The organism is Comamonas sp. B21-038 (assembly GCF_022387135.1).
In the GTDB taxonomy this organism is placed as follows: domain Bacteria; phylum Pseudomonadota; class Gammaproteobacteria; order Burkholderiales; family Burkholderiaceae_C; genus Comamonas; species Comamonas sediminis.
On sequence record NZ_CP092462.1, the window covers coordinates 4,330,496 to 4,354,210 of the forward strand.

Annotated in this window: 20 protein-coding genes; 7 read left to right on the forward strand and 13 right to left on the reverse strand. The window is 65.0% G+C overall.

Translation table 11 applies throughout. The annotated features are described in order from the left end of the window. Positions 1–168 precede the first annotated feature (168 nt). Complete coding sequence (locus MJ205_RS19665) at positions 169–903, reverse strand: 16S rRNA (uracil(1498)-N(3))-methyltransferase (RefSeq protein ID WP_239809997.1); 735 nt, start codon at positions 901–903, stop codon at positions 169–171. A 54-nt stretch (positions 904–957) separates the two neighbouring features. Continuing rightward, positions 958–2,103: an aminoglycoside phosphotransferase family protein gene (locus tag MJ205_RS19670; protein WP_239809998.1), complete on the reverse strand. Its 1,146-nt coding sequence runs from the start codon at positions 2,101–2,103 to the stop codon at positions 958–960. A 123-nt stretch (positions 2,104–2,226) separates the two neighbouring features. Between MJ205_RS19670 and MJ205_RS19675 the strand changes: the two genes are divergently transcribed. From MJ205_RS19675 to rsmA, 3 genes are all read left to right on the forward strand, one after another. Then, positions 2,227–4,692 (forward strand): LPS-assembly protein LptD, encoded by a 2,466-nt coding sequence (locus MJ205_RS19675; protein ID WP_239809999.1) that lies wholly within the window; start codon positions 2,227–2,229, stop codon positions 4,690–4,692. Between the two features lie 14 nt (positions 4,693–4,706). Then, the gene (locus MJ205_RS19680; RefSeq protein WP_239810000.1) at positions 4,707–6,116 is read left to right on the forward strand and encodes a peptidylprolyl isomerase; all 1,410 of its coding nucleotides are present in this window, start codon (positions 4,707–4,709) and stop codon (positions 6,114–6,116) included. 119 nt (positions 6,117–6,235) lie between these two features. After that, positions 6,236–7,015, forward strand: a complete 780-nt coding sequence (rsmA, locus tag MJ205_RS19685; protein ID WP_239810001.1) for a 16S rRNA (adenine(1518)-N(6)/adenine(1519)-N(6))-dimethyltransferase RsmA — start codon at positions 6,236–6,238, stop codon at positions 7,013–7,015. Between the two features lie 75 nt (positions 7,016–7,090). On the opposite strand, the gene MJ205_RS19690 is transcribed toward rsmA, so the two are convergent. The 3 genes from MJ205_RS19690 to MJ205_RS19700 all read right to left on the reverse strand — a co-directional run bounded on the left by MJ205_RS19690 (position 7,091) and on the right by MJ205_RS19700 (position 10,700). Then, on the reverse strand, positions 7,091–7,516 hold the full coding sequence (locus tag MJ205_RS19690) for a barstar family protein (RefSeq protein WP_027010748.1): 426 nt from the start codon (positions 7,514–7,516) through the stop codon (positions 7,091–7,093). Positions 7,517–7,650: 134 nt separating this feature from the next. Continuing rightward, entirely contained in the window at positions 7,651–8,061 is a 411-nt protein-coding gene (locus MJ205_RS19695; protein ID WP_239810002.1) for a ribonuclease, read from the reverse strand. A 326-nt stretch (positions 8,062–8,387) separates the two neighbouring features. Further along, complete coding sequence (locus MJ205_RS19700; RefSeq protein ID WP_239810003.1) at positions 8,388–10,700, reverse strand: NADP-dependent malic enzyme; 2,313 nt, start codon at positions 10,698–10,700, stop codon at positions 8,388–8,390. 321 nt (positions 10,701–11,021) lie between these two features. Between MJ205_RS19700 and MJ205_RS19705 the strand changes: the two genes are divergently transcribed. The 3 genes from MJ205_RS19705 to MJ205_RS19715 all read left to right on the forward strand — a co-directional run bounded on the left by MJ205_RS19705 (position 11,022) and on the right by MJ205_RS19715 (position 12,714). Further along, entirely contained in the window at positions 11,022–11,654 is a 633-nt protein-coding gene (locus tag MJ205_RS19705; RefSeq protein WP_239810004.1) for a hypothetical protein, read from the forward strand. Positions 11,655–11,734: 80 nt separating this feature from the next. Then, positions 11,735–12,106 (forward strand): hypothetical protein, encoded by a 372-nt coding sequence (locus MJ205_RS19710; RefSeq protein ID WP_239810005.1) that lies wholly within the window; start codon positions 11,735–11,737, stop codon positions 12,104–12,106. Positions 12,107–12,180: 74 nt separating this feature from the next. Next, entirely contained in the window at positions 12,181–12,714 is a 534-nt protein-coding gene (locus MJ205_RS19715) for an ureidoglycolate lyase (RefSeq protein ID WP_239810006.1), read from the forward strand. Positions 12,715–12,730: 16 nt separating this feature from the next. Here the strand turns inward: MJ205_RS19715 and MJ205_RS19720 are convergent, their stop codons facing one another. The 6 genes from MJ205_RS19720 to MJ205_RS19745 form a co-directional block, all read right to left on the reverse strand. Beyond that, a complete protein-coding gene (locus tag MJ205_RS19720) occupies positions 12,731–13,918 on the reverse strand; it encodes an amidase (RefSeq protein WP_239810007.1) in 1,188 nt (395 codons plus the stop codon). Between the two features lie 40 nt (positions 13,919–13,958). Continuing rightward, complete coding sequence (locus tag MJ205_RS19725) at positions 13,959–14,975, reverse strand: ABC transporter ATP-binding protein (RefSeq protein WP_239810008.1); 1,017 nt, start codon at positions 14,973–14,975, stop codon at positions 13,959–13,961. A 15-nt stretch (positions 14,976–14,990) separates the two neighbouring features. Then, the gene (locus MJ205_RS19730) at positions 14,991–16,040 is read right to left on the reverse strand and encodes an ABC transporter ATP-binding protein (protein ID WP_239810009.1); all 1,050 of its coding nucleotides are present in this window, start codon (positions 16,038–16,040) and stop codon (positions 14,991–14,993) included. 3 nt (positions 16,041–16,043) lie between these two features. Then, positions 16,044–16,946, reverse strand: coding sequence for an ABC transporter permease (locus MJ205_RS19735; protein ID WP_239810010.1), 903 nt, complete (start codon positions 16,944–16,946; stop codon positions 16,044–16,046). A 27-nt stretch (positions 16,947–16,973) separates the two neighbouring features. Further along, the gene (locus MJ205_RS19740; protein WP_239810011.1) at positions 16,974–17,924 is read right to left on the reverse strand and encodes an ABC transporter permease; all 951 of its coding nucleotides are present in this window, start codon (positions 17,922–17,924) and stop codon (positions 16,974–16,976) included. A 126-nt stretch (positions 17,925–18,050) separates the two neighbouring features. Then, a complete protein-coding gene (locus tag MJ205_RS19745; RefSeq protein WP_239810012.1) occupies positions 18,051–19,721 on the reverse strand; it encodes an ABC transporter substrate-binding protein in 1,671 nt (556 codons plus the stop codon). 162 nt (positions 19,722–19,883) lie between these two features. Between MJ205_RS19745 and MJ205_RS19750 the strand changes: the two genes are divergently transcribed. Beyond that, positions 19,884–21,140: a Zn-dependent hydrolase gene (locus MJ205_RS19750; RefSeq protein ID WP_239810013.1), complete on the forward strand. Its 1,257-nt coding sequence runs from the start codon at positions 19,884–19,886 to the stop codon at positions 21,138–21,140. On the opposite strand, the gene MJ205_RS19755 is transcribed toward MJ205_RS19750, so the two are convergent. Beyond that, positions 21,137–22,027, reverse strand: coding sequence for an IclR family transcriptional regulator (locus MJ205_RS19755; RefSeq protein ID WP_239810014.1), 891 nt, complete (start codon positions 22,025–22,027; stop codon positions 21,137–21,139). The two genes, MJ205_RS19750 and MJ205_RS19755, sit on opposite strands and share 4 nt — an antisense overlap. Before the next feature lie 89 nt (positions 22,028–22,116). Continuing rightward, positions 22,117–23,634, reverse strand: a complete 1,518-nt coding sequence (locus MJ205_RS19760; RefSeq protein ID WP_133858143.1) for a CoA-acylating methylmalonate-semialdehyde dehydrogenase — start codon at positions 23,632–23,634, stop codon at positions 22,117–22,119. Positions 23,635–23,715: the final 81 nt, after the last annotated feature.

The following is a 23,715-nucleotide window of genomic DNA, read 5'->3' on the forward strand; positions in this document are numbered from 1 at the left end:
CCAGCATGGTGCGGCGCTGGACGCGCTGGCGAACGCGACCGCTGCCTTGCAGGGCGGTGGACTGGGGGAACGGGGGAGTGGGGGAGTGGGGGAGTGGGTGGCAGGCCTGTGGCAGGGCCGCCGTTCGATCAGCGCTTGATCAGCACCTGGCCAGCGCCCAGACTGCGGTCAAAGGGCCGCCAGATAACCCAAAGCCGCCAGCGGCGCCGTCTCGGCGCGCAGCACACGCGGGCCCAGCGTGACGGGCGCAAAGCCGTGGCCGCGTGCCAGTGCTTCTTCAGCAGGCGACAGGCCGCCTTCGGGGCCGGACAGAAAGACAAGGGGCTGCGTGCCTGCTTGCTGCACCGCCTGGGCCAGCGGCTGCGTGCCCTCGGCCAGCGACAGCACCAGGCGCTGCGCATCGGCCAGGCTCCCGGCCTTGATCCATTGCGCCAAGTCCACCGGCGCATGGATGCGTGGCACCTGGTTGCGGCCACATTGCTCGCAGGCGCTGGCGGCAATCGCCTGCCAGCGCTCCTGGCGCTTGGTGGCGCGGTCGCCCTTGAGGCGGGTGACCGAGCGCTCGGCCTCCAGCGGCGTGATGCTGGCCACGCCCAGCTCGGTCGCCTTCTCCACCAGCCATTCCATGCGCTCGCCAGCGGTAATGCCGGCGAGCAGGTGTACGGCACGGGCCGCTTCGCGCTCGATGGCCGTGTGGCCCTCTATCTGCACGGTCACATGGCTGCGGCCCATTTGCACGATGCTGGCGTCGTACTCGCCCGCCGGGCTGCCCGCCTCGCCGTTGAACAAGGTGATGTGCTCGCCGGGCTGCATGCGAAACACCTGCACATGGCGCGCAGCCTCAGGCGGCAGATCCAGGGTGGCGCCGGCGCGCAGCTCAACGGGGCAATAAAAACGGGGCATGGGGATCGGTCAAAGTGGACGGAGGTAAGGGGGCAGGAGGGTCAGGTCAGAGGCTCAGCCCCGGCCCATCATCCAGCCGCCTTGCTCCTCGATGCCTTCAATCTCATGGACCAGGCGCATCAGCGGCACCAGTTCGCGGTAGCGCGATGCCGTCGCGCGGATGTAGTGGAGAAAGCGGGGCGCATCGGCCAGGTAGCGCGGCTTGCCGTCGCGCAGGGTCAGGCGGGCAAAGATGCCGGCCACCTTGAGGTGGCGCTGGATGCCCATCCATTCCACCGCGCGGTAGAAGTCCCCAAAATCCGCGCCAAAGCCCGACGGGCTGCCAGCGCCCAGCAGGCCCGCCTTGCGCGCCTTTTCCCAGTAGCGGATCGTGATATCGACGACAAAATCCTCTTCCCAGCTGATGAAGGCATCGCGCATCAGGCTGGCGATGTCATAGGTGATGGGGCCGTAGAGGGCATCCTGGAAATCCAGCACGCCCAGCGGCGCGCCGGCGGTGGGCGGCACCATCAGGTTGCGCATCATGAAGTCGCGGTGCACGAACACCCGAGGCACCGACAGGTTCTGGGCAACGATCGCGTCAAAGGCGTTGTTGAGCACCGCCTGCTGCTTGTCGCTCAGCTGCACCTGGCGGTGCTGGGCGATGTACCAATCGGGGAACAGCTGCAGCTCGCGGCGCAGAATGGCCTCGTCATAGACCGGCAGCACGCCTTCGCGCGATGCCTTCTGCCAGTCGACCAGAATATCCACCGCCTGCATGTACCACTGGTAGGCGGCCTGGGAATCGGGCGGCTGCAGCTTCTCGATCACCGTCTGCGTGCCCAGATCGGACAGCAGCATGAAACCATGGGCGGCATCCCAGTCCAGCACCTCGGGGGCGTTGAGCCCTGCCTGGGCCAGCAAGGCCTGCACCTTCACAAAAGGTTCGCTGTTCTCCTTGTCCGGCGGCGCATCCATGATGATGCGCGTGCCACCCTGCCGGTCGTCCACCCGCAGATAACGGCGAAAGCTCGCATCCGCCGATGCCAGACGAACGCTCTCGGCGCGCAGACCATGGCTGGCCGATACCGCAGCAAGCCACTGGCCAAACTGTGCGGCGCGGGCAGCGTCTGCCCAAACCACTGGGGTAACGCCCTGTAAAGATTGCACGGTGCTGTCAGGCTGGGGTGCTACAGAAGGTGCAGCAATAGGGTCAGACATGGGGGAAATAGATTGGCTCATGGATAATGCAGATTCTACAAAGCCCTGCCGCCCGGCTGGGGCCCAGATCCCGATCCGTGTGCATGTATGCACCGCAGATGCACAGGCCAGTGGCTATTTCCCATGGATATTCACGCTTTCACCGATGTGGCGCCAGCCTCGCCCCGCCCTGCTGGCGCCGCCGCAGGGCTGCGCGCGCGCGCAGGCAAGCCTCCATCGCCCCGCACCTTGTCCCTCTCCGCACCCCGCTTTTCTCCGACCGCCATTGCCGGCTTGTGCATGGCTATGCTCTGGGCCTCGCCGGCGCTGGTTCTGGCCCAGACGTCCGCTGACAGCGACGAGGCCGGCCTGGTGCTGCGCGCCAGCCCGCGCCTGCAGGAGAACCTGAGCTCCGAGCAGCGCGGCAAGATGCCGGTCTACCTCGAAGGCGATGAACTCACCGGTCAGACGGCGGACATGACCACCGTCACCGGCAATGCCAGCCTGCGCCGCGCCGACACGATGATCCGCGCCGACCGTCTGCGCTTTTACGAGCCCAGCAATACCGCCTATGCCGATGGCAATGTGCACATCAACCGTGCAGGCAGCGTGTTTGACGGCACCGAGCTGCAGATGCAGCTCGATTCCAACGAAGGCTTCTTCAAGGATGCCAACTACCGCCTGCTGCCCAACAACGGCTATGGCGTGGCCTCGCGTGTGGATTTCATCGACCGCGAACGCTCGGTCGTGCATGAAGGCACCTATACCACCTGCCAGCGCAACGATGAAGCCAGCTGGCAGCCGGACTGGATCATCCGTGCTGAAAAAATCAGCATCGACAACCTCGAAGAAGTCGGTGTTGCCGAGAACGGCGTGCTCGAATTCAAGGGCGTGCCGATCATCCCCATCCCCAAGATGAGCTTTCCCCTGTCGGAAAAGCGCAAATCGGGCCTGCTGCCGCCGACGATGTCGCTCGACAGCGACAGCGGCTTCACCTACGCCCAGCCCTATTACTGGAACATCGCCCCCAACCGCGACGCGACGATCACGCCGACGGCGATGGTCAAACGCGGCCTGGCGCTGGGCGGCGAGTTCCGCTACCTCGAGCCCACCTACTACGGCACGCTGGCGGGCCTGTACATGCCCGGCGACCGCCTGCGCGACCGCGACCGCTGGTCCTGGCTGTGGCAGCACATCGGCAGCATCGACACGCCGATCGGCGGCGTGGGTCTGAACATCAACGCCAAACGCGTCAGCGACTCCGACTACTGGCGCGACTTCCAGGGCAACAGCTACAAGCTCAACGAGCGCCTGCTCAACAGCGAAGCGTCGGCCAGCTGGTCGCGTGACGACCACAGCCTGCTGCTGCGTGCACAAAAGTGGCAGACCTTGCAGGACCCGCTCTCGCCGATCGTGCCGCCGTATGACCGCATGCCCCAGCTGCAGTACCGCTACACGCCGCAAAACCTGCCGCTGGGTCTGGAAGGCTCGATCGAGGCCGACGCCACGCGCTTCCGTGCCGACACCAGCCTGCTCAACCAGCCCAATGCCGACCGGGGCTATGTGCAGGCCGAGCTGAGCCGCCCCTTCATTGCGCCGCAGGGCTACATCACGCCCAAGCTGATGCTCAATACCCGGCACTACAACTTTGACAACTCGGGCCTGGCCACCTTCAGCAGCGCCAGCATCACGGTGCCCACCGTGAGCCTGGACAGCGGCCTGACCTTTGAGCGCAGCACGCGGCTGTTTGGCCGCAACCTGATCCAGACGCTGGAGCCGCGCGCCTTCTACACCTACACGCCCTACCGCGATCAGAGCATGATCCCGGTCTACGACACGGCGCCCTACGATTTCAGCTTTGCGACTATCTTCAGCTCGAACTCGTTCAGCGGCTACGACCGCATTGCCGACAACAACATGCTGACCGTCGGCGCCACCACGCGTTTCCTCGATGCCGAAACCGGCACCGAGGCGGCGCGCTTTGGCATCGCCCAGCGCCTGCGCTTCTCGGACCAGCGCGTGGTCATGCCCAATGCCAGCCCGGTCAACGAGCGCTGGTCGGACATCATGCTGGGCGCCGGCATCAACTGGACGCCCAAATGGGGTTTCGACACCACGGTGCAGTTCAATCCCGACAGCGGCCGCTCGGTGCGATCGACGATGCAGGCGCGCTACAAGCCGGGCGACTACAAGACCTTGGCGCTGGCCTACCGCTACCAGGCACAGAACAGCGAGCAGATGGACCTGGGCTGGCAGTGGCCGGTCGATGAAATCTTTGGCTCCAAGGGCAAAAAAGCCAAGGGTGAAGGCCGCTGGTACACTGTGGGCCGCTTGAACTACAGCATGCGCGACAAGAAACTGGTGGACTCGGTGGTGGGCGTGGAATACGCCGGATGCTGCTGGAGCAGCCGCATCGTGCTCCAGCGTTTGCAGAACTCGCTGGTGCAGTCCAACACCAAGCTGCTGTTCCAGATGGAATTCACTGGCCTGACCAAACTCACGCTGGGCGCTGACCCGCTGGCCAGCATGCGCGAAAACGTGCCCGGCTACCAGTCCCTGCCCAGCGGCAACGGCTCCGCAGTGCCCAGCCGTTTCAGCAATTACGATTGAAGCATTCCCTGACCATGAAACAACGCATTCTCTCTTTGAGCGTGGCCTGCAGCCTGGCCTTGCTGGCTGGTGCCGGCGCGGCGCAAGGCATCAAGGCTGGCAGTGACGGCGCATCCGCCGGCATGCGTGCCCCCGGCACCGGCCGGGGCGCGCCCACGGCAGCCGCACCTGCTGCTGCGCAGCGCAATGCCAGTGCGCCCCGCTCGGCGGACTTCATCGTCGCGGTCGTCAATTCCGAGCCGGTCACCAATGTTGAGGTGCAGCAGCAGTTCGAACGCCTGCGCGCCCAGGCCGAGGCCAACAACATGCCGGCCGAAGCCGCTCGCCGCCAGGCACTCGAGATGCTGATCGGCCAGAAGATCCAGCTGCAGATGGCTGCCGAGCGCAACATCACGGTGGACAACTTTGCGGTGCAGCAGGCCGAAGAGTCGGTCGCCCGCCAGAACAGCATGACCATGCCCGAGCTGCGCCGCCGCCTGGCCAGCGAAGGTATTCCCGAAGCCCAGTTCCGCTCCGATCTGAAAAAGCAGCTGGTGATCCAGAAGCTGCGTGAGGCCGAAGTCGACTCCAAGGTGCGCGTCAGCGACCTGGAGATCGACCAGTACCTGCGCGAGCAGAAGGCCAAGGCAGGCCTCGCCGGCGCGGCCACCCAGCTCAACCTGGGCCACATCCTGATCACCGTGCCGGAAAACGCCAGCGAAGACCAGGTCAAGCAGCTGCAGGCCAAGGCCCAGCAGGCGGCCGACAAGATCCGCGCGGGCGAAGACTTCAATGCGGCCGTGGCCGAGTTCTCCGATGTGCCCGACGGCAAGGGCGGTGGTGCCATGGGCCTGCGCCCGGCCGACCGCTATCCGGAGCTGTTCGTCAAGGCCACCCAGGCCACGCCACAGGGCGCCATTGCCGGCCCGGTGCGCTCGCCCGCCGGTTTCCACATCCTGAAGGTGCTGGAGAAGACCAGCGGCGAAGTCCCCGCGATCGTCACCCAGAGCCATGCACGCCACATCCTGCTGCGCCCCAGCCCGCAGCTGAGCGAAGCCCAGGCCGTTGAGCGCCTGGAAGACTACCGCCGCCGCGTGCTGGCCCACCAGGACACGTTTGAAGACCTGGCCAAGCGCTATTCCGAAGACGGCAGCGCCAAGGAAGGCGGCGACCTGGGCTGGGCCAGCCCGCGCAAGTTTGTGCCTGAGTTCGAAGAAGCGCTCAACGCCTTGCAGCCCGGCGAGATCAGCCAGCCCATTGCCAGCCGCTTCGGTATTCACCTGATCCAGCTGCTGGAGCGCCGCGAAGCCAAGCTCAACCAGCGCGAGCAGCGTGACATGGTGCGCTCCATCGTGCGTGAGAACAAGCTCGAACAGGCGTTCAACACCTGGGCACAGGAAGCCCGTGCACGCGCCTACGTGGAATACCGCGAGCCGCCCCAGTAACAGCCCGGATGCCCCGGGCGCGATGACCCTGCCCGGCGCTGTGGCGCTGGGGCGGTGTCATCATCCGGCCCTCGGCAAGCCACTTTTAGAGCGGTGCTTTCGCACCGCTTTGTCATTGCATGAAACACATTCCCCGCAAGCGCTTTGGCCAGAATTTCCTGACCGATCGCGCCGTCATCGACGCGATCGTCGACGCCATCAATCCGCTGCCCGGCCAAACGGTGGTCGAGATCGGCCCCGGCCTGATGGCGCTGACCCAGCCGCTGGTCGAGCGCCTGGGCAAGCTCAGCGTCATCGAGCTGGACCGCGACCTGGCCGTACGGCTGCGCACGCACCCGCAGCTCGACGTGGTCGAGTCCGATGTGCTGAAGGTGGACTTCCGCGCGCTGGCCCAGCGCCTGGGCGTGGCCAAGCTGCGCGTCGCCGGCAACCTGCCCTACAACATCTCCAGCCCCATCCTGTTCCACCTGCTCGAACAGGTCGATGTGGTCGAAGACCAGCACTTCATGCTGCAAAAGGAGGTCATCGACCGCATGGTGGCCGCGCCTGCCACCTCGGACTATGGGCGCCTGACGGTCATGCTGCAGTGGCGTTATGCGATGGAGAACGTACTGTTCGTGCCGCCCGAGAGCTTTGACCCACCCCCCAAGGTCGACAGCGCCGTGGTGCGCATGGTCCCGCGCGCGCAACCCGCCCAGCTGGATGCCAGGCTGCTCGAAGAGCTGGTGCGCGTCGCCTTCAGCCAGCGCCGCAAGATCCTGCGCAACACCCTGGGCAAATGGCTGGAGGACAAAGGCTATGGCGGCAGCTTTGATCTGCAGCGCCGCGCCGAAGAAGTACCGGTCGCCGAATACGAGCAAGCGGCCGCCAGCCTGTCTGCCGCACCCGACGCTGCCTGACCTTGAAGCAGCCCCGCCCCCAAGCAAAACGCCCGGCTTGCGCCGGGCGTTTTTTCTGGGGAATCAGGACGCCGATCAGAGGAAAGAGTAAAAACAGCGAAACGGCACCTTGCGCTCGGCCCAGTACTCGGCCGCATCGCGGAACACATCGAGCAGCTGCTCGCGCGCCTCGCGGTCGAACTTCATCGCAGTGGGGATCTGGTCCAGCACCACGACAAAGCCGGGCTGGGGCCCGCTCTTGTGCAAAGGGTCCGTCAGGCAGTCGAACAGCGCGTCGAAGTTCTTGCCATAGTGCGACGGAAAATAGAACTGCATGCCAATCAACTCGAGCACATCGGCCTTGGACAGCGCATGCGCCAGATTGGCGTACAAGAAGTGCTGCCCCAGGTTCTGGGCTGCGTCGCGCAGGTCTTCCAACCGGTAGGCACGGATGGCCTGCACGATGTTCGGACGCACGAAACGCAGCGATGTATCTTGTACCTGACGAAGTGGAGTGTCCATCTCCGTTGCTCTTTCCATTAGCATTTTTTAAAAACCACACCCCATCCTGGGGCTCATTGGGCATTGTTGACTTAGCACATCACTGAGCGCAAGACATCTCTTGCGGAAAAGCGACATAGGAGGAATCTGACTGGCTAATTCACAATGCGCCGAAAGCTGCTGTAGTGATCCTGGGTGTAGTAGCAAGTATCGGGCATTGTGGCGACCTGACCGCCACAAATGATGCGGCGCGCCCCGCGATCGCGGGAGCCGGGTGTCTTGACCGTGTATTCCCGGTAGTAACCCCGCTTCTGCCTGGGCAGTATGCGTTCACGGTTACCAAATACCGAGCCGTCCTTGTCATAGGGAAAAGGGCCGCCGTCGAGGATCAGCGCATAGGTTTTGCGGCCTTGGGGCGGCAATTCGGCTACGGCTACCACCGGCCCATCGAATGCAGAAGTCCCGCTACCGCGGGCCTGCACGACAGGCGGCAACACCGCCAGGACCGCAGCAAGCACACCAGCCTTCACAGACGAGCGGGCCAGATAACCCCATGCTTTGAGCATCAACAACACCTTTCAGAACCAGGGATTCTCTGCACCACCTGCGCCCAGGGAACGGGCGCGGATCGGAAGGAGACGCAAGACGTCTTTTTGCAGCCCATAGCGAGCTATTGACAAGGAAGACAACGCCGCGAATCGCCCGTGCCCGCAGTCCGGCCATGGCAGGGAGTTTTGCGGAGAATTCCTAGACTCACCGAAAGTTCAGCCGGTCAGTGTGACGGATTGCCCCCCAAAATGCAAGAAGCCTGCCCAAAATTTGAGCAGGCTTCTCAGTATTTAACCGCAGCAAGTGCTGCGGAATCAGCGCAACTTAGGCACAAATAGCAGCATCAACGCGCAAAATTCGCGTCTGCCACCGCAACTGCAGTCATATTGACAATGCGGCGCACCGTCGCGCTCGGGGTCAAAATATGCACCGGCTGGGCAGCGCCCAGCAGAATGGGGCCAATGGCGATATTGCCGCCTGCAGCGGTCTTGAGCAGGTTGTAGCTGATATTGGCCGCGTCAATATTGGGCAGCACCAGCAGATTGGCGTTACCGACCAGGGGGCTCTCGGGCATGATGCTGGCGCGCTGCTTCTGGTCAATGGCCACATCGCCATGCATTTCGCCATCCACCTCCAGCCACGGGGCCTGGATGCGCAGCAGCTCCAGGGTCTGGCGCATCTTGACGGCGCTGGGCTGGTTGCTGGAGCCAAAGTTCGAGTGCGACAGCAGTGCGGCCTTGGGCTTGATACCAAAGCGCATCATCTCCTCGGCCGCCATGATCGTGATCTCGGCGAGCTGCTCGGCCGTCGGGTCGTAGTTCACATGGGTGTCCACCAGGAAGACCTGGCGCTCGGGCAGCAGCAGGCCGTTCATGCAGGCATAGGTGGCAGTGCCGGCACGCTTGCCGATGACCTGGTCGATGTAGTGCAGGTGGATCGCGGTGTTGTTCCAGGTGCCACAGATCAGGCCATCGACCTCGCCCTTGTGCAGCAGCATGCAGCCGATCAGGGTCAGGCGGCGGCGCATTTCGATCTTGGCGATCGGCACCGTCACGCCCTTGCGCTCGGCCATGCGGTGGTAGGACTGCCAGAAATCACGGTAGCGGTCGTCATGCTCGACGTTCACCACATCGTAGTCCGTGCCTTCCTTCAGGCGCAGGCCAAATTTCTCGATGCGCTGGGCAATGATGGCGGGGCGGCCGATCAAGGTGGGGCGCGCCACGCGCTCGTCCACGACGATCTGGGCCGCACGCAGGATGCGCTCCTCCTCGCCCTCGGCGTAAGCAATGCGCTTCTTCGCCGCCCGCTTGGCCGCCATGAAGATGGGCTTCATCGCCGTGCCGGAGGCGTAGACGAAGGTCTGCAAGTGCTCGCGGTAGGCATCCATGTCCTGGATCGGGCGCTCGGCCACACCGCATTCCGCAGCCGCCTGTGCCACAGCCGGCGCAATCTTCATCATCAGGCGCGGGTCAAACGGCTTGGGGATCAGGTACTCGGGGCCAAACGACAGGTCCTGGCCGGCATAGGCGTTGGCGACCTCTTCGGTCTGCTCGGCCTGGGCCAGGTCGGCGATCGCATGCACCGTGGCGATTTCCATCTCGGTGGTGATCGTCGTCGCGCCGCAATCGAGTGCACCCCGGAAGATATAGGGAAAGCACAGCACGTTGTTGACCTGGTTCGGGTAGTCCGAACGGCCGGTCGCCATGATGATGTCGTCGCGCACGCCCTTGGCGTCTTCCGGCGAGATCTCGGGGTTGGGGTTGGCCAGCGCAAAAATGATGGGGCGCACCGCCATGCGCTGCACCATATCGGGCTTGAGCACACCGCCCGCCGACAGCCCCAGGAACACATCGGCGCCATCGATCACTTGCGACAACGTGCGCTTGTCGGTTTCCTGAGCGAAAAGCTCCTTATCTTCGTCCATCAGCTCGGTACGGCCCTTGTAGACCACGCCGACGATGTCGGTGACCATCACGTTCTCGCGCTTCAGGCCGATCTCCAGCAGCAGGTTCAGGCAGGCCAGCGCCGCAGCGCCCGCGCCGGACGCCACCAGCTTCACGTCCTCGATCTTCTTGCCGGCCACCTTGAGCGCATTGACCATGGCTGCCGCCACAGTGATGGCCGTGCCGTGCTGGTCATCGTGGAAGACCGGGATCTTCATGCGCTTGCGCAGTTCGCGTTCCACATAGAAGCACTCGGGCGCCTTGATGTCTTCCAGGTTCACGGCGCCAAACGTGGGCTCCAGTGCTGCGATCACATCGACCAGCTTCTGGGGGTCTTTTTCGTTGATTTCGATGTCAAAAACATCGACACCGGCAAACTTCTTGAACAGAACGCCCTTGCCTTCCATCACGGGCTTGGAGGCCAGCGCACCGATATCGCCCAGGCCCAGCACCGCTGTGCCATTGGAGATCACCGCGACCAGGTTGCCCCGGCTGGTGTATTTGAAGGCTGCAGCCGGGTCCTTGACGATCTCTTCGCAAGGCGCCGCGACACCGGGCGAATAAGCCAGCGCCAGGTCATGCTGGTTGGCCATCGGCTTGGTGGCGGCAATCGCCACCTTGCCGGGGCGGGGAAACTGGTGGTACTCCAGTGCGGACTGGCGCAGCAGTGCGCGCTTGTCGACAGCAGTGGGGGTTGAATTCTTCTCAGTCATGGCGGTCTCCGGCATCACGCAGCGTTCACTACGAAAAACAGCTGGAACATGCTGCCATCTGCATGCATGTCCCAACAGTATGTCCAAGGGCCCAGATCGATGTCCACACAGCCGACAGCTGTGGATCGTATACAAGGCACGCTCCATTCTAGGCGCAGGCTAAAAATCAAGTATTCCAGTCGCCGACTAGAACTATGAAAAAGATTTATAGCTTTTTCCACCTTATGCATAGTTAGCGCAAACGGTTCCACTGCTGCCAGAAGCGAAGGTCTACAATGGCTCACGTTTGCGCTATATAGGCTCCGCAAGGGCTCATTTGTCATGGATTTAATGCTTCTGGTCGTTCTCATCTTGGGCGTGAGCTTTGTGCTGCGTGCCAAGGCCCAAAAGCAGCGCATCGCCTTGTTGGCCCAATATTTGCGTAATTACGACATTGAAAAGCTGATGGAGCGCCTCGTCAGCAGCTATATGCGTGCGCTCGATGAGAAAGACAGCAACCGCCAGCAGCAAATCTGGGAGCTGCAGGCATCGGTAGAAAACAGCCTGGCCAGCCAGTTCAGCAGCTTTGCCGATACGCTGGCCAAGGCGCCCGAGCCCGCCAACGGCGCCAGCTTCAAGATCAGCACCCAGGCTTTCTACTTTCCGTTCTCGCACCTGCTGGAAAAATTGCAGGGCAACCGCCATTCCTTTGACCTGCGCACCGCCATTCGCCTGCATGCTGACGGCATCGCCCGCGTGGTCGCCAACACGGCCGGCCGCAGCCCCAAGGACCGCGCTTTTACGCTGTTGGCCGAGATGTACCTGATGCAGCACACCTGCCACTGGTACTGCAAATCCAAGGCCGTCGCATCGGCGCGCATGCAGCTGCGCAACCAGACCACCTACGAGCAGGTCATCCAGAGCGTGTCGCCCGAGACGCGCAATGCCTATCTGGCGCTGCTGGGCGAGCGCTGATGTCCGCCATTGGCTGACAGCTGGGCGCAGCGCCAGCGGCGACAATCAGCGGATTGACACCACCAACCCAGGGAAAGCCCATGCCAGCCATTCCAACCCGCCTTGCCGCCCTGGCAGCCGTTGTTGCCACCGCCAGCCTGCTCAGCGCCTGTGACGAGCGTCCCGGACCGATGAAGCCCATCTCCGGCACCGTCGCGGCATCGCGCCAGCCCCTGCCTGACAAGCCACTGTTCAACGCGCCCATTGTGGATACGCACTCGGTGCTGCCCCATGCCAAGGCCGACAAACACGACCCACTGCCCCCGGCTGTGCCGCTGGCCTCGGCCGACGACCCCAAGACCTCCAACGGCGGCACGACCGCTGAAGGCGGCAGTGTGAACCCCTCTGCCGGCATGGGCGCCGTCATCACCGACAGCAAGGGCGCGCAGCACGAAGCGGATGGCAAGCCATAAGGCACAAGAAGCGGTTCATGGCGGACGGCCGCCACCTTAGCCCATCAGGCACCGTCCTTGCTTGCTAGCAGTTCATGACCTCAGCCCCCCACATGCCCACGCTGATCCTGGAGGCCCGGCCTCTGACGGCGCACAATTTCTCGGCCTTTGGCACCGTTATCGGCCTGGCCGACCCGAGCCTGCCCAGCCAGCCCATCAACCAGGGCAACGCGTTGCGCTATGACCTGCTGCCCGATCTGCAGCTGACGGCACAAGGCGGCTGGCCCATGCTGGCGCTGTTCCGTGCGCAGGCGCGGCAGTTTCCGCTCATGGTGACCGAGGTCGAATGCCATGCGCTGGGCAGCCAGAGCTTTGTGCCGCTGGGCACGCAGCGCTTTGTTGTGGTGGTGGCCGCTGCCGGCCCTACCCCCAAGGCAGCGGATCTGCAGGCCTTTGTGACCGATGGCCGCCAGGGCATCGTGCTGGCACCCGGCACCTGGCACCATGCCCTGCTGGCCGTCGAGGGCGGCGATTTTGCCGTCATCGAGCGACGCGCCGATGCGCTGGACTGCCGCTGTGAAGCAATCAGCGAGCCGCTGCAGGTCCGCCTGCCGGCCGACCTGGTCTAAGCACCTCTTCTAAAGCTCAAGCAGCTGCCGCCGCCAGCTGCTGCGCAATGGCAATCAAGCTGCGGTCCGTGCCTGCCGGGCCCAGCAGCGAGATACCCAAGGGCGCACCATTGCGGCTGGCCAGCGGCAGCGAGATCTGCGGAAAGCCGGACAACCCGGCCAGGCACAGCATCTGCACCGCCTGGTTGCGGTAGACCTCCAGCGATGCCTCGTCGGCCGTGCGCAGCGGCGCAATATCGGGCATGGTCGGCATCACCAGCACGCCATCGCTGCCCAGCACATCGGCCAGATGCTGGCGGAAACGCGTGCGGAACTGCTCGGCCTCCTCTACCTGCGCATCCGTCACCTTGCTCGACCAGTCAAAGCGCTCCTTCACACCCGGGCCCAGCACGGGCGCATAGCGGCTGATGAAGGCGCCATCAGTCATCCAGGCCTCACGGCCCTGGATGTAGCGAAAGCTCCAGTACATGGCATCGAAGGAATCGAGCACGGCCGTGCAGTCCTGCGCGCGGCCCAGCAGCTGCGTGATCTGCTGCAGCGCCCCGTCCCAGGCCGGGCGCACCGCGCTGTCCACCAGACCCCAGACGTCGCTGGGCATCAGCAAACGCGGGCGCGCAGGCAGCGGCGTGGTGTCGGGCGCCATCAGCACATCGGCCACGCGGGCAAAGGTCAGGGCATCGCGCGCAAACCAGCCGCAGGTGTCCAGGCTGTGGCACAGCGCCAGTGCCGATTCCAGGCTCACCCGGCCATGCGTGGGCCGTATGCCATACAGGCCGCAGTGGCTGGCAGGCGCGCGCACCGAGCCGCCCGTGTCGGTGCCCAGCGCAAAGTCGCAGAGCCGGCTGGACACTGCCGAAGCCGAGCCCGACGACGAACCCCCGGTGATGCGCTCGGGCGCGTTGCCGTTGATCGGCGCGCCAAAGTGGGCATTGTTGCCGTTCATCGAGAACGCCAGCTCGTCGGTCACTGTCTTGCCCGCCAGCGCCGCGCCTGCATCGAGCAGCTTTTGCACCGTGGGCGCCGTCTGCGTCTTGATGCCGGACAGGGCCAGCAGCAGCGGGTTGCCGCCACCGGTCGGGTAACCGGCAATGTCGAACAGGTCCTTCACCCCAAAGTACAGGCCGCTGAGCGGGCCGGTGCCCGCATGGCGCACAGGCACATCGGGGTAGGGAACAAAGGCATGGGCAGGGTCGTGCAAGGGCATGGTGGAGTCAGTCCTGGGCAAAAAATGGAAATGCAGTGGCCTACGCGGCGGCCAGCACGTTGGGCGCATAGGCCGCCGCCGTTGCAGTGTGCACGCAGCGCGCCATATGGCCAGGCGCCAGCGTGACCGGCTCCGGCACCGCTTGCAGGCACGCGGCTGTGGCCAGCTTGCAGCGCGGCGCAAAGGCGCAGCCCGGCGGGATGGCGGTCAGATCGGGCGGCGCGCCGGCAATGGTCTGCAGCGGTTGGCCGCGCTCCATCGCGCCGTGCGAACGGCTTTGCAGCAAGGCCATGGTGTAGGGGTGGCGCGGGCTGCGGATCAGCTGTTCGGCCGTGCCTTCTTCGACAATCCGGCCGGCATACATCACCGCAATGCGGTCGGCCACTTCCACCGCTGCGCCAATGTCGTGGGTCACAAACACAATGCCCAGGCCCAGCTCACGCTGCAGCTCGCGCAGCAGCAGCAGGATCTGGATCTGCACCGTCGCATCCAGCGCGGTGGTAGGCTCGTCGGCCAGCAGCACCTGGGGGTTGCAGGCCAGCGCCAGCGCAATCATCGCCCGCTGGCGCATGCCGCCCGACATCTCATGCGGGTAGGCCTTGAGGCGCTGCTCGGGGCTGGGAATGCGCACCCGCTCAAACAACGCCAGCGCACGCTGCTGCGCCTCGCTCTGGCTCACGCGCTCGTGCCGGCGTATGGCTTCGACAATCTGCGCGCCCACCGGGTAGACCGGGTCCAGCGCCAGCAACGGGTCCTGAAAAATCATCGCGCAGGTCTTGCCGCGAAAGTCGTTGAGCGCGCCGCCGCGCAGCGCCAGCACATCCTGGCCTGCGACCTGGATCTGGCCCTTCATCGTGGTCGTGCGCTCGGGGTGCAGGCGCAGCAGGCTGCGCAGGGTCACGCTCTTGCCAGAGCCGGATTCGCCAATCAGCGCAACCGCTTCGCCCTTGGCGACCGACAGGCTCACGCCGCTGACGGCCTGGACCACTTTCTTGCCGCTGGCAAACTGCACATTCAGGTCCTGGATACGGACCAGTGGAGGAGAGGCTGTGTTCATCGTGGTGCTCCGGGTTCAGGCGGCCAGCGCAGCAGCGGCGGCCAGGGGGTGGCCGCTGCCGGGCTCATGCACCAGGCAGCGCGCGGCATGGTGCAGCTGCACCGGGGTGACGGCCGGCGCGGCCTGGGCGCAGACCGGCGCCGCCTGCGGGCAGCGCGGGTGAAAGCGGCAACCGGTGGGCGGGTTGATGGGGTTGGGCGGGTCGCCTGCCAGCGGTGCCACCAAGGTGCGGTGGCTCGGGTCCATCGATGGCACCGACGACAGCAAGGCCTTGGTATAGGGGTGGGCCGGCGCGCCAAACAGCGCATCCGAGGGGCCGATCTCGGCCACCTGGCCCAGATACATCACCATCACCCGGTCGCTGATGTAGTGCACCACGCCCAGGTCATGGCTGATGAACACATAGGTCAGGCCGAACTCGTGTTTCAGGTCGGCCAGCAGGTTCAGCACCTGGGCCTCCACCGATTTGTCGAGTGCCGAGACCGCCTCGTCCAGGATCACCATGCGCGGCTGCAACGCCAGCGCGCGGGCAATGTTGATGCGCTGGCGCTGGCCGCCCGAGAGCTCATGCGGGTAGCGCTCGGCAAAGCGGGCCGGCGCCAGGCCGACCCGGTCCATCAGGTGGTGGGCGCGGGCGACCGACTCCTTGCGCGAGACGCCATGCACCTGCGGGCCAAAGGCGATCGAGTCCTCGATCGTCAGGCGCGGGTTGAGCGAGGCATAGCTGTCCTGGAACACCATCTGCACCTGGCGGCGAAACTCCTTCAGGCTCAGGTCGCGCGAGCCCACCGTGCGGCCATCGAACACCAGCTCGCCAGCGGTCGGGTCCATCAGGTGCATCAACAGGCGTGCGGTGGTCGATTTACCGCAACCGGACTCGCCCACCACACCCAGGGTCTCGCCCTTGAGCACCTCGAAATCCACGCCATCGACCGCGCGCACCAGCTTGCCGTTCTTGAGCGGGAAATGCTTGGTCAGGCCGCGCACCGTCAGCAGCGGCTGGGCCGGGCCGCCCACATCGGCGGCCAGCGCGGCGGCAGGGGCCAAAGAAGAATGCTGGAGCATGGCTTAACCCTTGTTGTCCATGGCCGTGCGCAGGCCATCGGAGAGCAGATTGAAGGAGATGGAGGTGATGAAGATCATCAGCCCCGGCAAGGCTGCCACCCAGGGCTGGGTGTAGATTGCCGTGCGCAAGGTGTTGAGCATCAGGCCCCATTCGGGCTCGGGCGGCTTCACGCCCAGGCCCAGAAACGACAGGCCCGAGGCCAGGATCATCGACACCGCAATCAGGCTGGTGGCATAGACAAAGATGGGGCCCAGCACATTGCCCAGCACATGCACCCGCACGATGGTGAAGGCGCTGGCCCCGGTGGCCCGCGCCGCCTCCACATAGTCGCGGTTGCGGGCCTGGGCCGTCACGCTCTCGGCCACGCGGGCGATCTGCGGGATGAAGACAATCGTCAGCGACACCAGCGAGTTGAAGATGCCCGCGCCCAGCGCGCCCGACAGCGCAATGGCCAGCAGCACCGAGGGGAAGGCGTAGAACACATCGATGGTGCGCATGATCACCGTGTTGGTGCGGCCACCGGCGTAGCCGGCCACAATGCCGATGCCCGTGCCGATCACAAAGGCCATCAGCACCGGGGTGATGCCCATGAACAGCGACAGGCGCGCGCCCATCATCAGGCGCGACAGCATGTCGCGGCCCAGCTCATCGCTGCCCAGCGGCAGGCCGGCCGTGCCAATGGGCTTGAGCCGCTTGAGCATCGAGGCCAGATAGGGATCGGACGGCGTGATCCACGGCGCCAGCGCGGCCACCGCAATCAGCAGCAAGATGACGGCGGCAGCGCCCATGGCCACCGGGTCGCGCAGCAGGCGCTGCAGCACCGAGGACCAATAGCCGCGTGAGCGCTGGGCCGGCAGCGGCTGCACCTGGGCCGCTGCTGCATCGGGAAGGGTAAGACTGGTCATGGGGACGGAACCTCCGGGGGTCTGCGCTCAGCGGGCAATGCGGGGATCGAGCAGGGTCTGCACCACATCGATGATGAGGTTGAGCAGCACAAAGAAAACGGCCAGCACCAGGATGGAGCCCTGCAGCAGCGGCAGATCGCGCTGGAAGATGGCCTGGTTGAGCAGAAAGCCGGTGCCCGGCCAGGAGAACACGGTCTCGATCAGGATGGAGCCGCCCAGCAGATAACCCAGCTGCAGGCCCATCACCGCCAACGCCGTGGGCGCCGCGTTCTTCAGCACATGGCGGAAGATGCCCAGATGGCCCAGGCCCTTGGCCTTGAGGCCGAGGATGAATTCCTGGTCCAGCAGCTCGGCCACCAGCGCCCGCACCGTGCGCGCAATGATGCCCATCGGAATCACCGACATCGTGATGGCCGGCAGGATCATGAACTGCACATGCGCCCAGTCCCAGGCCCAGTCACCCGAGCCGCCCGGCCCCGCGCCGGTGGCGGGCAGCCACATCAGCTGCGACGAGAAGACGATCACCATCACCATGCCCAGCCAGTAGTGCGGCACGCTGACGCCCAGCATCGACAGCATCGAGCAGCTGCGGTCCACCCAGGAGTTGCGAAAGTACCCCGCAACAAAGCCAAACAGGCTGCCCAGCACAAAGCCGATCAAGGTCGCCACGACGGCCAGGCGCAGGGTGTTGACCACGGCAGCCATCACCTCGGTGGTCACCGGCCGGCTGGTGGCAATCGACTGGCCCAGATCGCCTTGCAGCGCACGCCAGACCCAGCGCAGAAACTGCTCGGGCAGCGGCCGGTTGAAGCCATAGAGCTCGCGCATCTGGGCCTGCAGCTCGGCCGATGCATCGGCAGGCAAGACCGACACCAGGGGGTCACCCGGCGCGATATGCACCAGGGCAAAGCACAGCAGGGCCACGCCCAGCATGATGGGCAGGGTGTAGACAATGCGTCTGATCAGATAGGCAAGCATGGCGGTTCAAAGGTTCGTGGGGGAGAGGCGGACCATGCGGGGCCGCACTGGCGGGCTGGGCCATCGGCCTGCACCCGGCATGCAGCGGTGTCTCTGCACCGGTCTGCATGCCCGGGGCCGCCCGGCTTACTTCATCGTCATCGTCGCGATATCGATGAACCAGCTTTGCGGCTGCACCACGTTGCCGACCTTGGCCGACATCGCGCGTGGGCCTACATCGTGGGCCACAAAGAGGAACGGCGACTCATCGACCACCAGGGTGTGCAGCTCGGCCAGGGCCTTGTCGCGCTCCTTGGCATCAAAGGTGGTGCGGGCCTTGTCCACCACTGCATCGACCTGCTTGTTGCTGTAGAAACCCCAGTTGTTGGACAGCGGCGGGAAGGACTTGGTGCTGACAAAGCGCACCATCGCAAAGAAGGGGTCCATCGTGGCGGCCGTCACATTGGTGGCGCTGGCCTTGTTGGCACCCGGGTCCTTCGCGCCCAGGCGCCAGCCGGAGAACAGCGTGTTCCACTCCACCACGTCGAACTCCACATCAAAGAAGCATTCCTTGAGGTTCTGCTGGATGAACTCGTTCATCGGCAGCGGCTGCATCTGGCCCGAGCCCGAGGCCGAAGTCTGGATCTTCACCTTGATAGGCTTGCTGGCGCTGTAGCCGGCCTGGGTCATCAGCGCCTGTGCGGCCTTCACGTCGTACTTGATCTGAAAGCTGGGGCTGCCGCGCCAGGGGTGGCCGGGCTCAAAGATGCCGGTGGCCGGCTCCATCTGGCCGTTCAAGAGCTGCTTCATGCTGGCGCGGTCCACACACAGGTTGGCGGCATGGCGCACGCGCTTGTCCAGCCAGGGCGAGCCTTCCACAAACGAGAACTGCCATGGCCAGATGTGGGGCTGCAAGTTGGAGTAGACCTTGAAGCCGCGCGCCTTGATCGCATCGAGTGCATCGGGCGCCGGCGCCTCGATCCAGTCCACCTGGCCGCTCATCAGCGCAGCGGTGCGCGAGTTGGCCTCGGGCAGTGGCAGCAGCACCACCTTGTCGATGGTCGGTGTGCGCTTGGGGTCCCAGTAGCTGGCGTTCTTCACCATCTCGAAGCGCTCACGCGGCACCAGGCGCGCGCCCTTGAAGGGGCCGGTGCCCGAGGGGTCGGCGGCGAACGCCGTCCATGCGGCCTTGCTGCGCTCGGCCTTGCCGCTGACGGAGGCCGGCACTGCAGCCAGCTTCTTGGCCCAGTGCGCGGGCGAGGCCATGAACAGATTGCTCAGGTTGATCGGCAGGAAGGAGTCGGGCTCGGTGGTGGTCAGCTCCACCGTCAGGTCATCGATCTTCCTGGCGGACTTGAGCGTCGGCATGCGCGATGCCGTCACGCCCACCTGGGCCGGGTCAAACTGCTCGGCCTCCTTGTCCAGCACCTTGTTCACGTTCCAGACCACGGCATCGGCATTGAAGGCGCTGCCGTCGTGGAACTTGACCCCGGGGCGCAGCTTGAACAGCCACTTGGTCTTGTCCTTGGCATCCACCTCCCACGAGAGCGCCAGGCCCGGCACCAGTTCGCTGGGCTTGTCGGCCTTGCTCAGGTCCCACTGGGTCAGCGCGTCATACATCGGAATGCCGGTGAAACGGTTGCCTTCAAAACCCTGGTCCGGCTGGCCCGAGGTGCGCGGGATATCGCCCGCAGTCATCGCAATGCGCAGCACCTTTTCCTGGGCCAGGGCAGCACCTGCGCCCAGCGCCAGGGTGACAGCCAGAGCCAGGCTTTTGAGCGCGGGACGGGAGACGGAGAAACCGGAAGACGCTTGCATCACAGGACCTTTCCAAGAAGTGGGGGATGACAAGTCCAAAGCAAGCTGCGTGCCACATCACACATATCGTTTATCGATACAAGTGATTGATTCATCGATATTTTTGGCATGCTTTATGCGAACGCTCTGCGCATTGTTCGCCTCACTTTCAGGAGTAACCGCATGACCCAGATAGACCGCCTGCGCATTGATGACAACCGCCTCTGGCAATCGCTGATGGCCCTCGCCCAGATAGGGGCCACGCCCAAAGGCGGCGTCTGCCGCATCGCCTTGACCGACGAGGACAAAGCCGGCCGCGACCAGGTGGTGCAGTGGTTCCGCGATGCGGGCCTGCAGGTGCGCGTCGATGAAGTGGGCAATGTGTTTGGCCGCCGTCCCGGCACCGACCCGCAGGCGCGCGCCGTGGCCACCGGCAGCCATATCGACACCCAGCCCACCGGCGGCAAGTTCGATGGCAACTACGGCGTGCTCGCCGGGCTGGAGGTGATGCGCACGCTCAACAGCCACGGCATCCAGACCGTTGCGCCGCTGGAAGTGGCCTTCTGGATGAACGAGGAAGGCACGCGCTTCACGCCGGTGATGATGGGCTCTGGTGCATTTGCGGGAATTTTTGGTGCAGACCACATCCGCTCGCAACAAGATGGTGCAGGCCTTACCGTCGGCGAGGAGCTGGCCCGCATCGGCTACCTGGGCGATGTGGCCTGTGGCGATGTACCCGGTGGCGCCTTTGCCGCCTACTTTGAAGCGCATATCGAGCAAGGCCCGGTGCTCGAAGCCTATGACAAGCCCATCGGCATCGTCAGCGGCGCGCTGGGCCAGCAGTGGTATGACGTGACCGTCACCGGCATGGACGCCCATGCCGGCCCCACGCCGATGAACCTGCGCCATGATGCGATGCTGGCTGCTGCCCGCATGGTCGATGCCGTCAACCGCATCGCGCTGGACCAGGCGCCGCACGGGCGCGGCACCGTCGGCCATCTGCAGGTGCTGCCCAACTCGCGCAATGTGATCCCCGGCCAGGTCAAGTTCAGCGTCGACTTCCGCAACCTCTCGCAGACCGGGCTGGATGCGATGGACGCCGCTATGCGCACGGAGTTTGCGCGCCTCGCCGACCAGTGCCAGTGCCAGGTGGAGATCACGCAGGTGGTGCGCTTTGCGCCCTGCATCTTCCACCCCGGCTGCGTGGCCAGCGTGCGCGGCGCGGCCGACCGCCTGGGCTATGCGCACATGGAGGTCGTCAGCGGCGCCGGGCACGATGCCGTCTACGTCCACAGCGTGGCGCCCACCGCGATGATCTTTGTGCCCTGCAAGGATGGCATCAGCCACAACGAGATCGAGGACGCCAAATCCGAGCACCTGGCCGCTGGCTGCAATGTGCTGCTGCATGCGATGCTGGCGCATGCCGGGGTGGCCGCTTAATCGGCCGGCAATAGCTGGGACACCGCCCGCGCGCATTCGATCACCAGCGGCGCCAGCGCCTGCTGGGCATCAGCCATGTTCCAGCGGCTGGTGGGCGGCGCCAGGTGGATGGCGCCCACCACCACGCCGCGCGCATTGAACACGGGCGCGGCAATGCCCATGTCGCCCAGGAACAGCTCTTCGCAGTTGGTGGCATAGCCCGTCTGCTGGCACTGCGCCAGTTGCGCCATGACCGCATCCACCGTCGTCAACGTGGCGCGGGTGCGTGGCGGCATCGGCGCCTGCTGCAGCAGTGCCTGGGCCTGCGCGGCCGGCAGCTGGCTCAGGTAGGCGCGGCCGCAGCTGCTGGCATACAGCGGCACCTGGGTGCCCACCGGTGTCAGCACCGGGATGTGCTGGGTCGTCAGCACCTGGGCCAGGTAGACCATGTGCGTGCCCGCAGGCTCGGACAAGGTCGCCGTCTCACCGCTTTGCCGCGCCAGCTGCGCCAGATAGGTGTGGGCGGCGCTGATCATCGGATGCGCATCCAGGTAGTTGAAGCCCAGCTCCACCACACGCGGCAGCAGCACAAAGCGCCGCGTGCTCGGATGCTTGCCGATATAGCCCAACGCCTGCAAGGTGTGCACCGAGCGCTGCGCCGAGGCCTTGGTCATGCCGGCGGCCTGCGCAATCTCGGCCAGGGTCATGCTGCGGTGCGCCGCACTGAAGGCGCGCAGCACCTGCAGACCCTTGGCCAGCGAGAGATTGAACAGGCTGTCGGATGCAGGCCCAGACAAAGCCGCCACCGGTGGGTGTGCCGGTGGCGTGCCTGGGGATGTGCGGGGGGCTGCAGCGTCGGCTGACGCTGCGGTGTCCGAAGACCGGCGGTGGGCGGTGCTGGTGCGCATGGTGCAAGGGCGGGAGGCAATGCCTTGGCCTTCGCAAGAAACGCACCAACTTGCAGCCGGGCCCATTGCGGGGCGGCTGCAGCAAGGTCTTAGCGGCTGCTGGGGAAGCTGAACACCGCACCGTCACGCACACCGGCGCTGGGCCAGCGCTGGGTGATGGTCTTGCGCTTGGTGTAGAAGCGCACGGCATCGGGCCCGTAGGCGTGCAGGTCACCAAACAGGCTGCGCTTCCAGCCGCCGAACGAGTGGTAGGCCACAGGCACAGGCAGTGGCACATTGATGCCGACCATACCGACCAGAATGTGGTCGCTGAAGTAGCGCGCTGCTTCGCCATCGCGGGTGAAGATGCAGGTGCCGTTGCCGTACTCGTGCGCGTTGATCAGGTCCATCGCCTCCTGCAAGGTCTTGACCCGCACAATGCCCAGCACCGGGCCAAAGATCTCTTCCTGGTAGATCTTCATGCCAGGGCGCACGTTGTCGAACAGGCAGGGGCCGAGGAAGTAGCCGTCCTCATGGCCGGCCACCTGCAGGCTGCGGCCGTCGATCAGCAGCTTGGCGCCCTCTTCCACACCGCTGTCCACATAAGCCTTGACCTTCTCGAAATGCGGCTTGGTGATCAGCGGACCCATGTCGTTGCTGTTGTCGGTGCCCGGGCCCACCTTCATCTTGGCGATCTCGGCGCTCAGGCCGGCAATCATCTGGTCAGCCACCTCGTCGCCCACGGCCACCACCAGCGGCACGGCCATGCAGCGCTCACCGCAGCTGCCGTAGGCGGCGCCCATCATCGCGGTCACCGCGTTGCTGATGTCGGCATCAGGCATCACCACCGCATGGTTCTTGGCACCGCCCAGTGCCTGCACGCGCTTGCCGCTCTTGCAGCCTTCGCCATAGATGTACTCGGCGATCGGGGTCGATCCGACAAAGCTCACGGCCTTGACGCGCGGGTCATGCAGCAGGGTGTCGACCGCTTCCTTGTCGCCGTTGACGACGTTGAGCACGCCCGGTGGCAGGCCCGCTTCTTGCGCCAGCTGGGCAATGAAGAGCGCGCTGGTCGGGTCGCGCTCGGAGGGCTTGAGCACAAAGGTATTGCCGCAGGCCACGGCCATGGGCCACATCCACAAGGGCACCATCGCGGGGAAGTTGAAGGGCGTGATGCCGGCCGTCACGCCCAATGCCTGGAACTCGCTCCAGCTGTCGATGTTGGGCCCCACATTGCGGCTGTGCTCGCCCTTGAGCAGCTCCGGCGCGTAGCTGGCGAACTCGACGTTCTCGATACCGCGTTGCAGCTCGCCATGCGCATCGGCCAGCACCTTGCCGTGCTCGGCGGTGATCATCGCGGCGATCTTGTCGGCGTTCTGCTCCAGCAGCACCTTGAGCTGGCCCATGATGCGCGCGCGCTTGAGCGGCGGCGTATTGCGCCAGGCGGGGAAGGCCTTTTCGCCAGAGGCAATCGCGGCCTCCACCGTGGCCTTGCTGGCCAGCTCCACGCTCACGGTCGATTGGCCCGTTGCCGGGTTGAACACCGGCTGCGTGCGGCCGCCATCGTGCACGATCTTGCCGTCGATCAAATGGCCTACGGTGGCCGTCACATTCTTGTCGTGGTTCATGTCAGTCTCTCTTGGGTTCCATTCAAAAACAGCACCGGCGCCACGAGGGGCCCTTTGCAAAACTCCCTGCCTTGGTCTGAA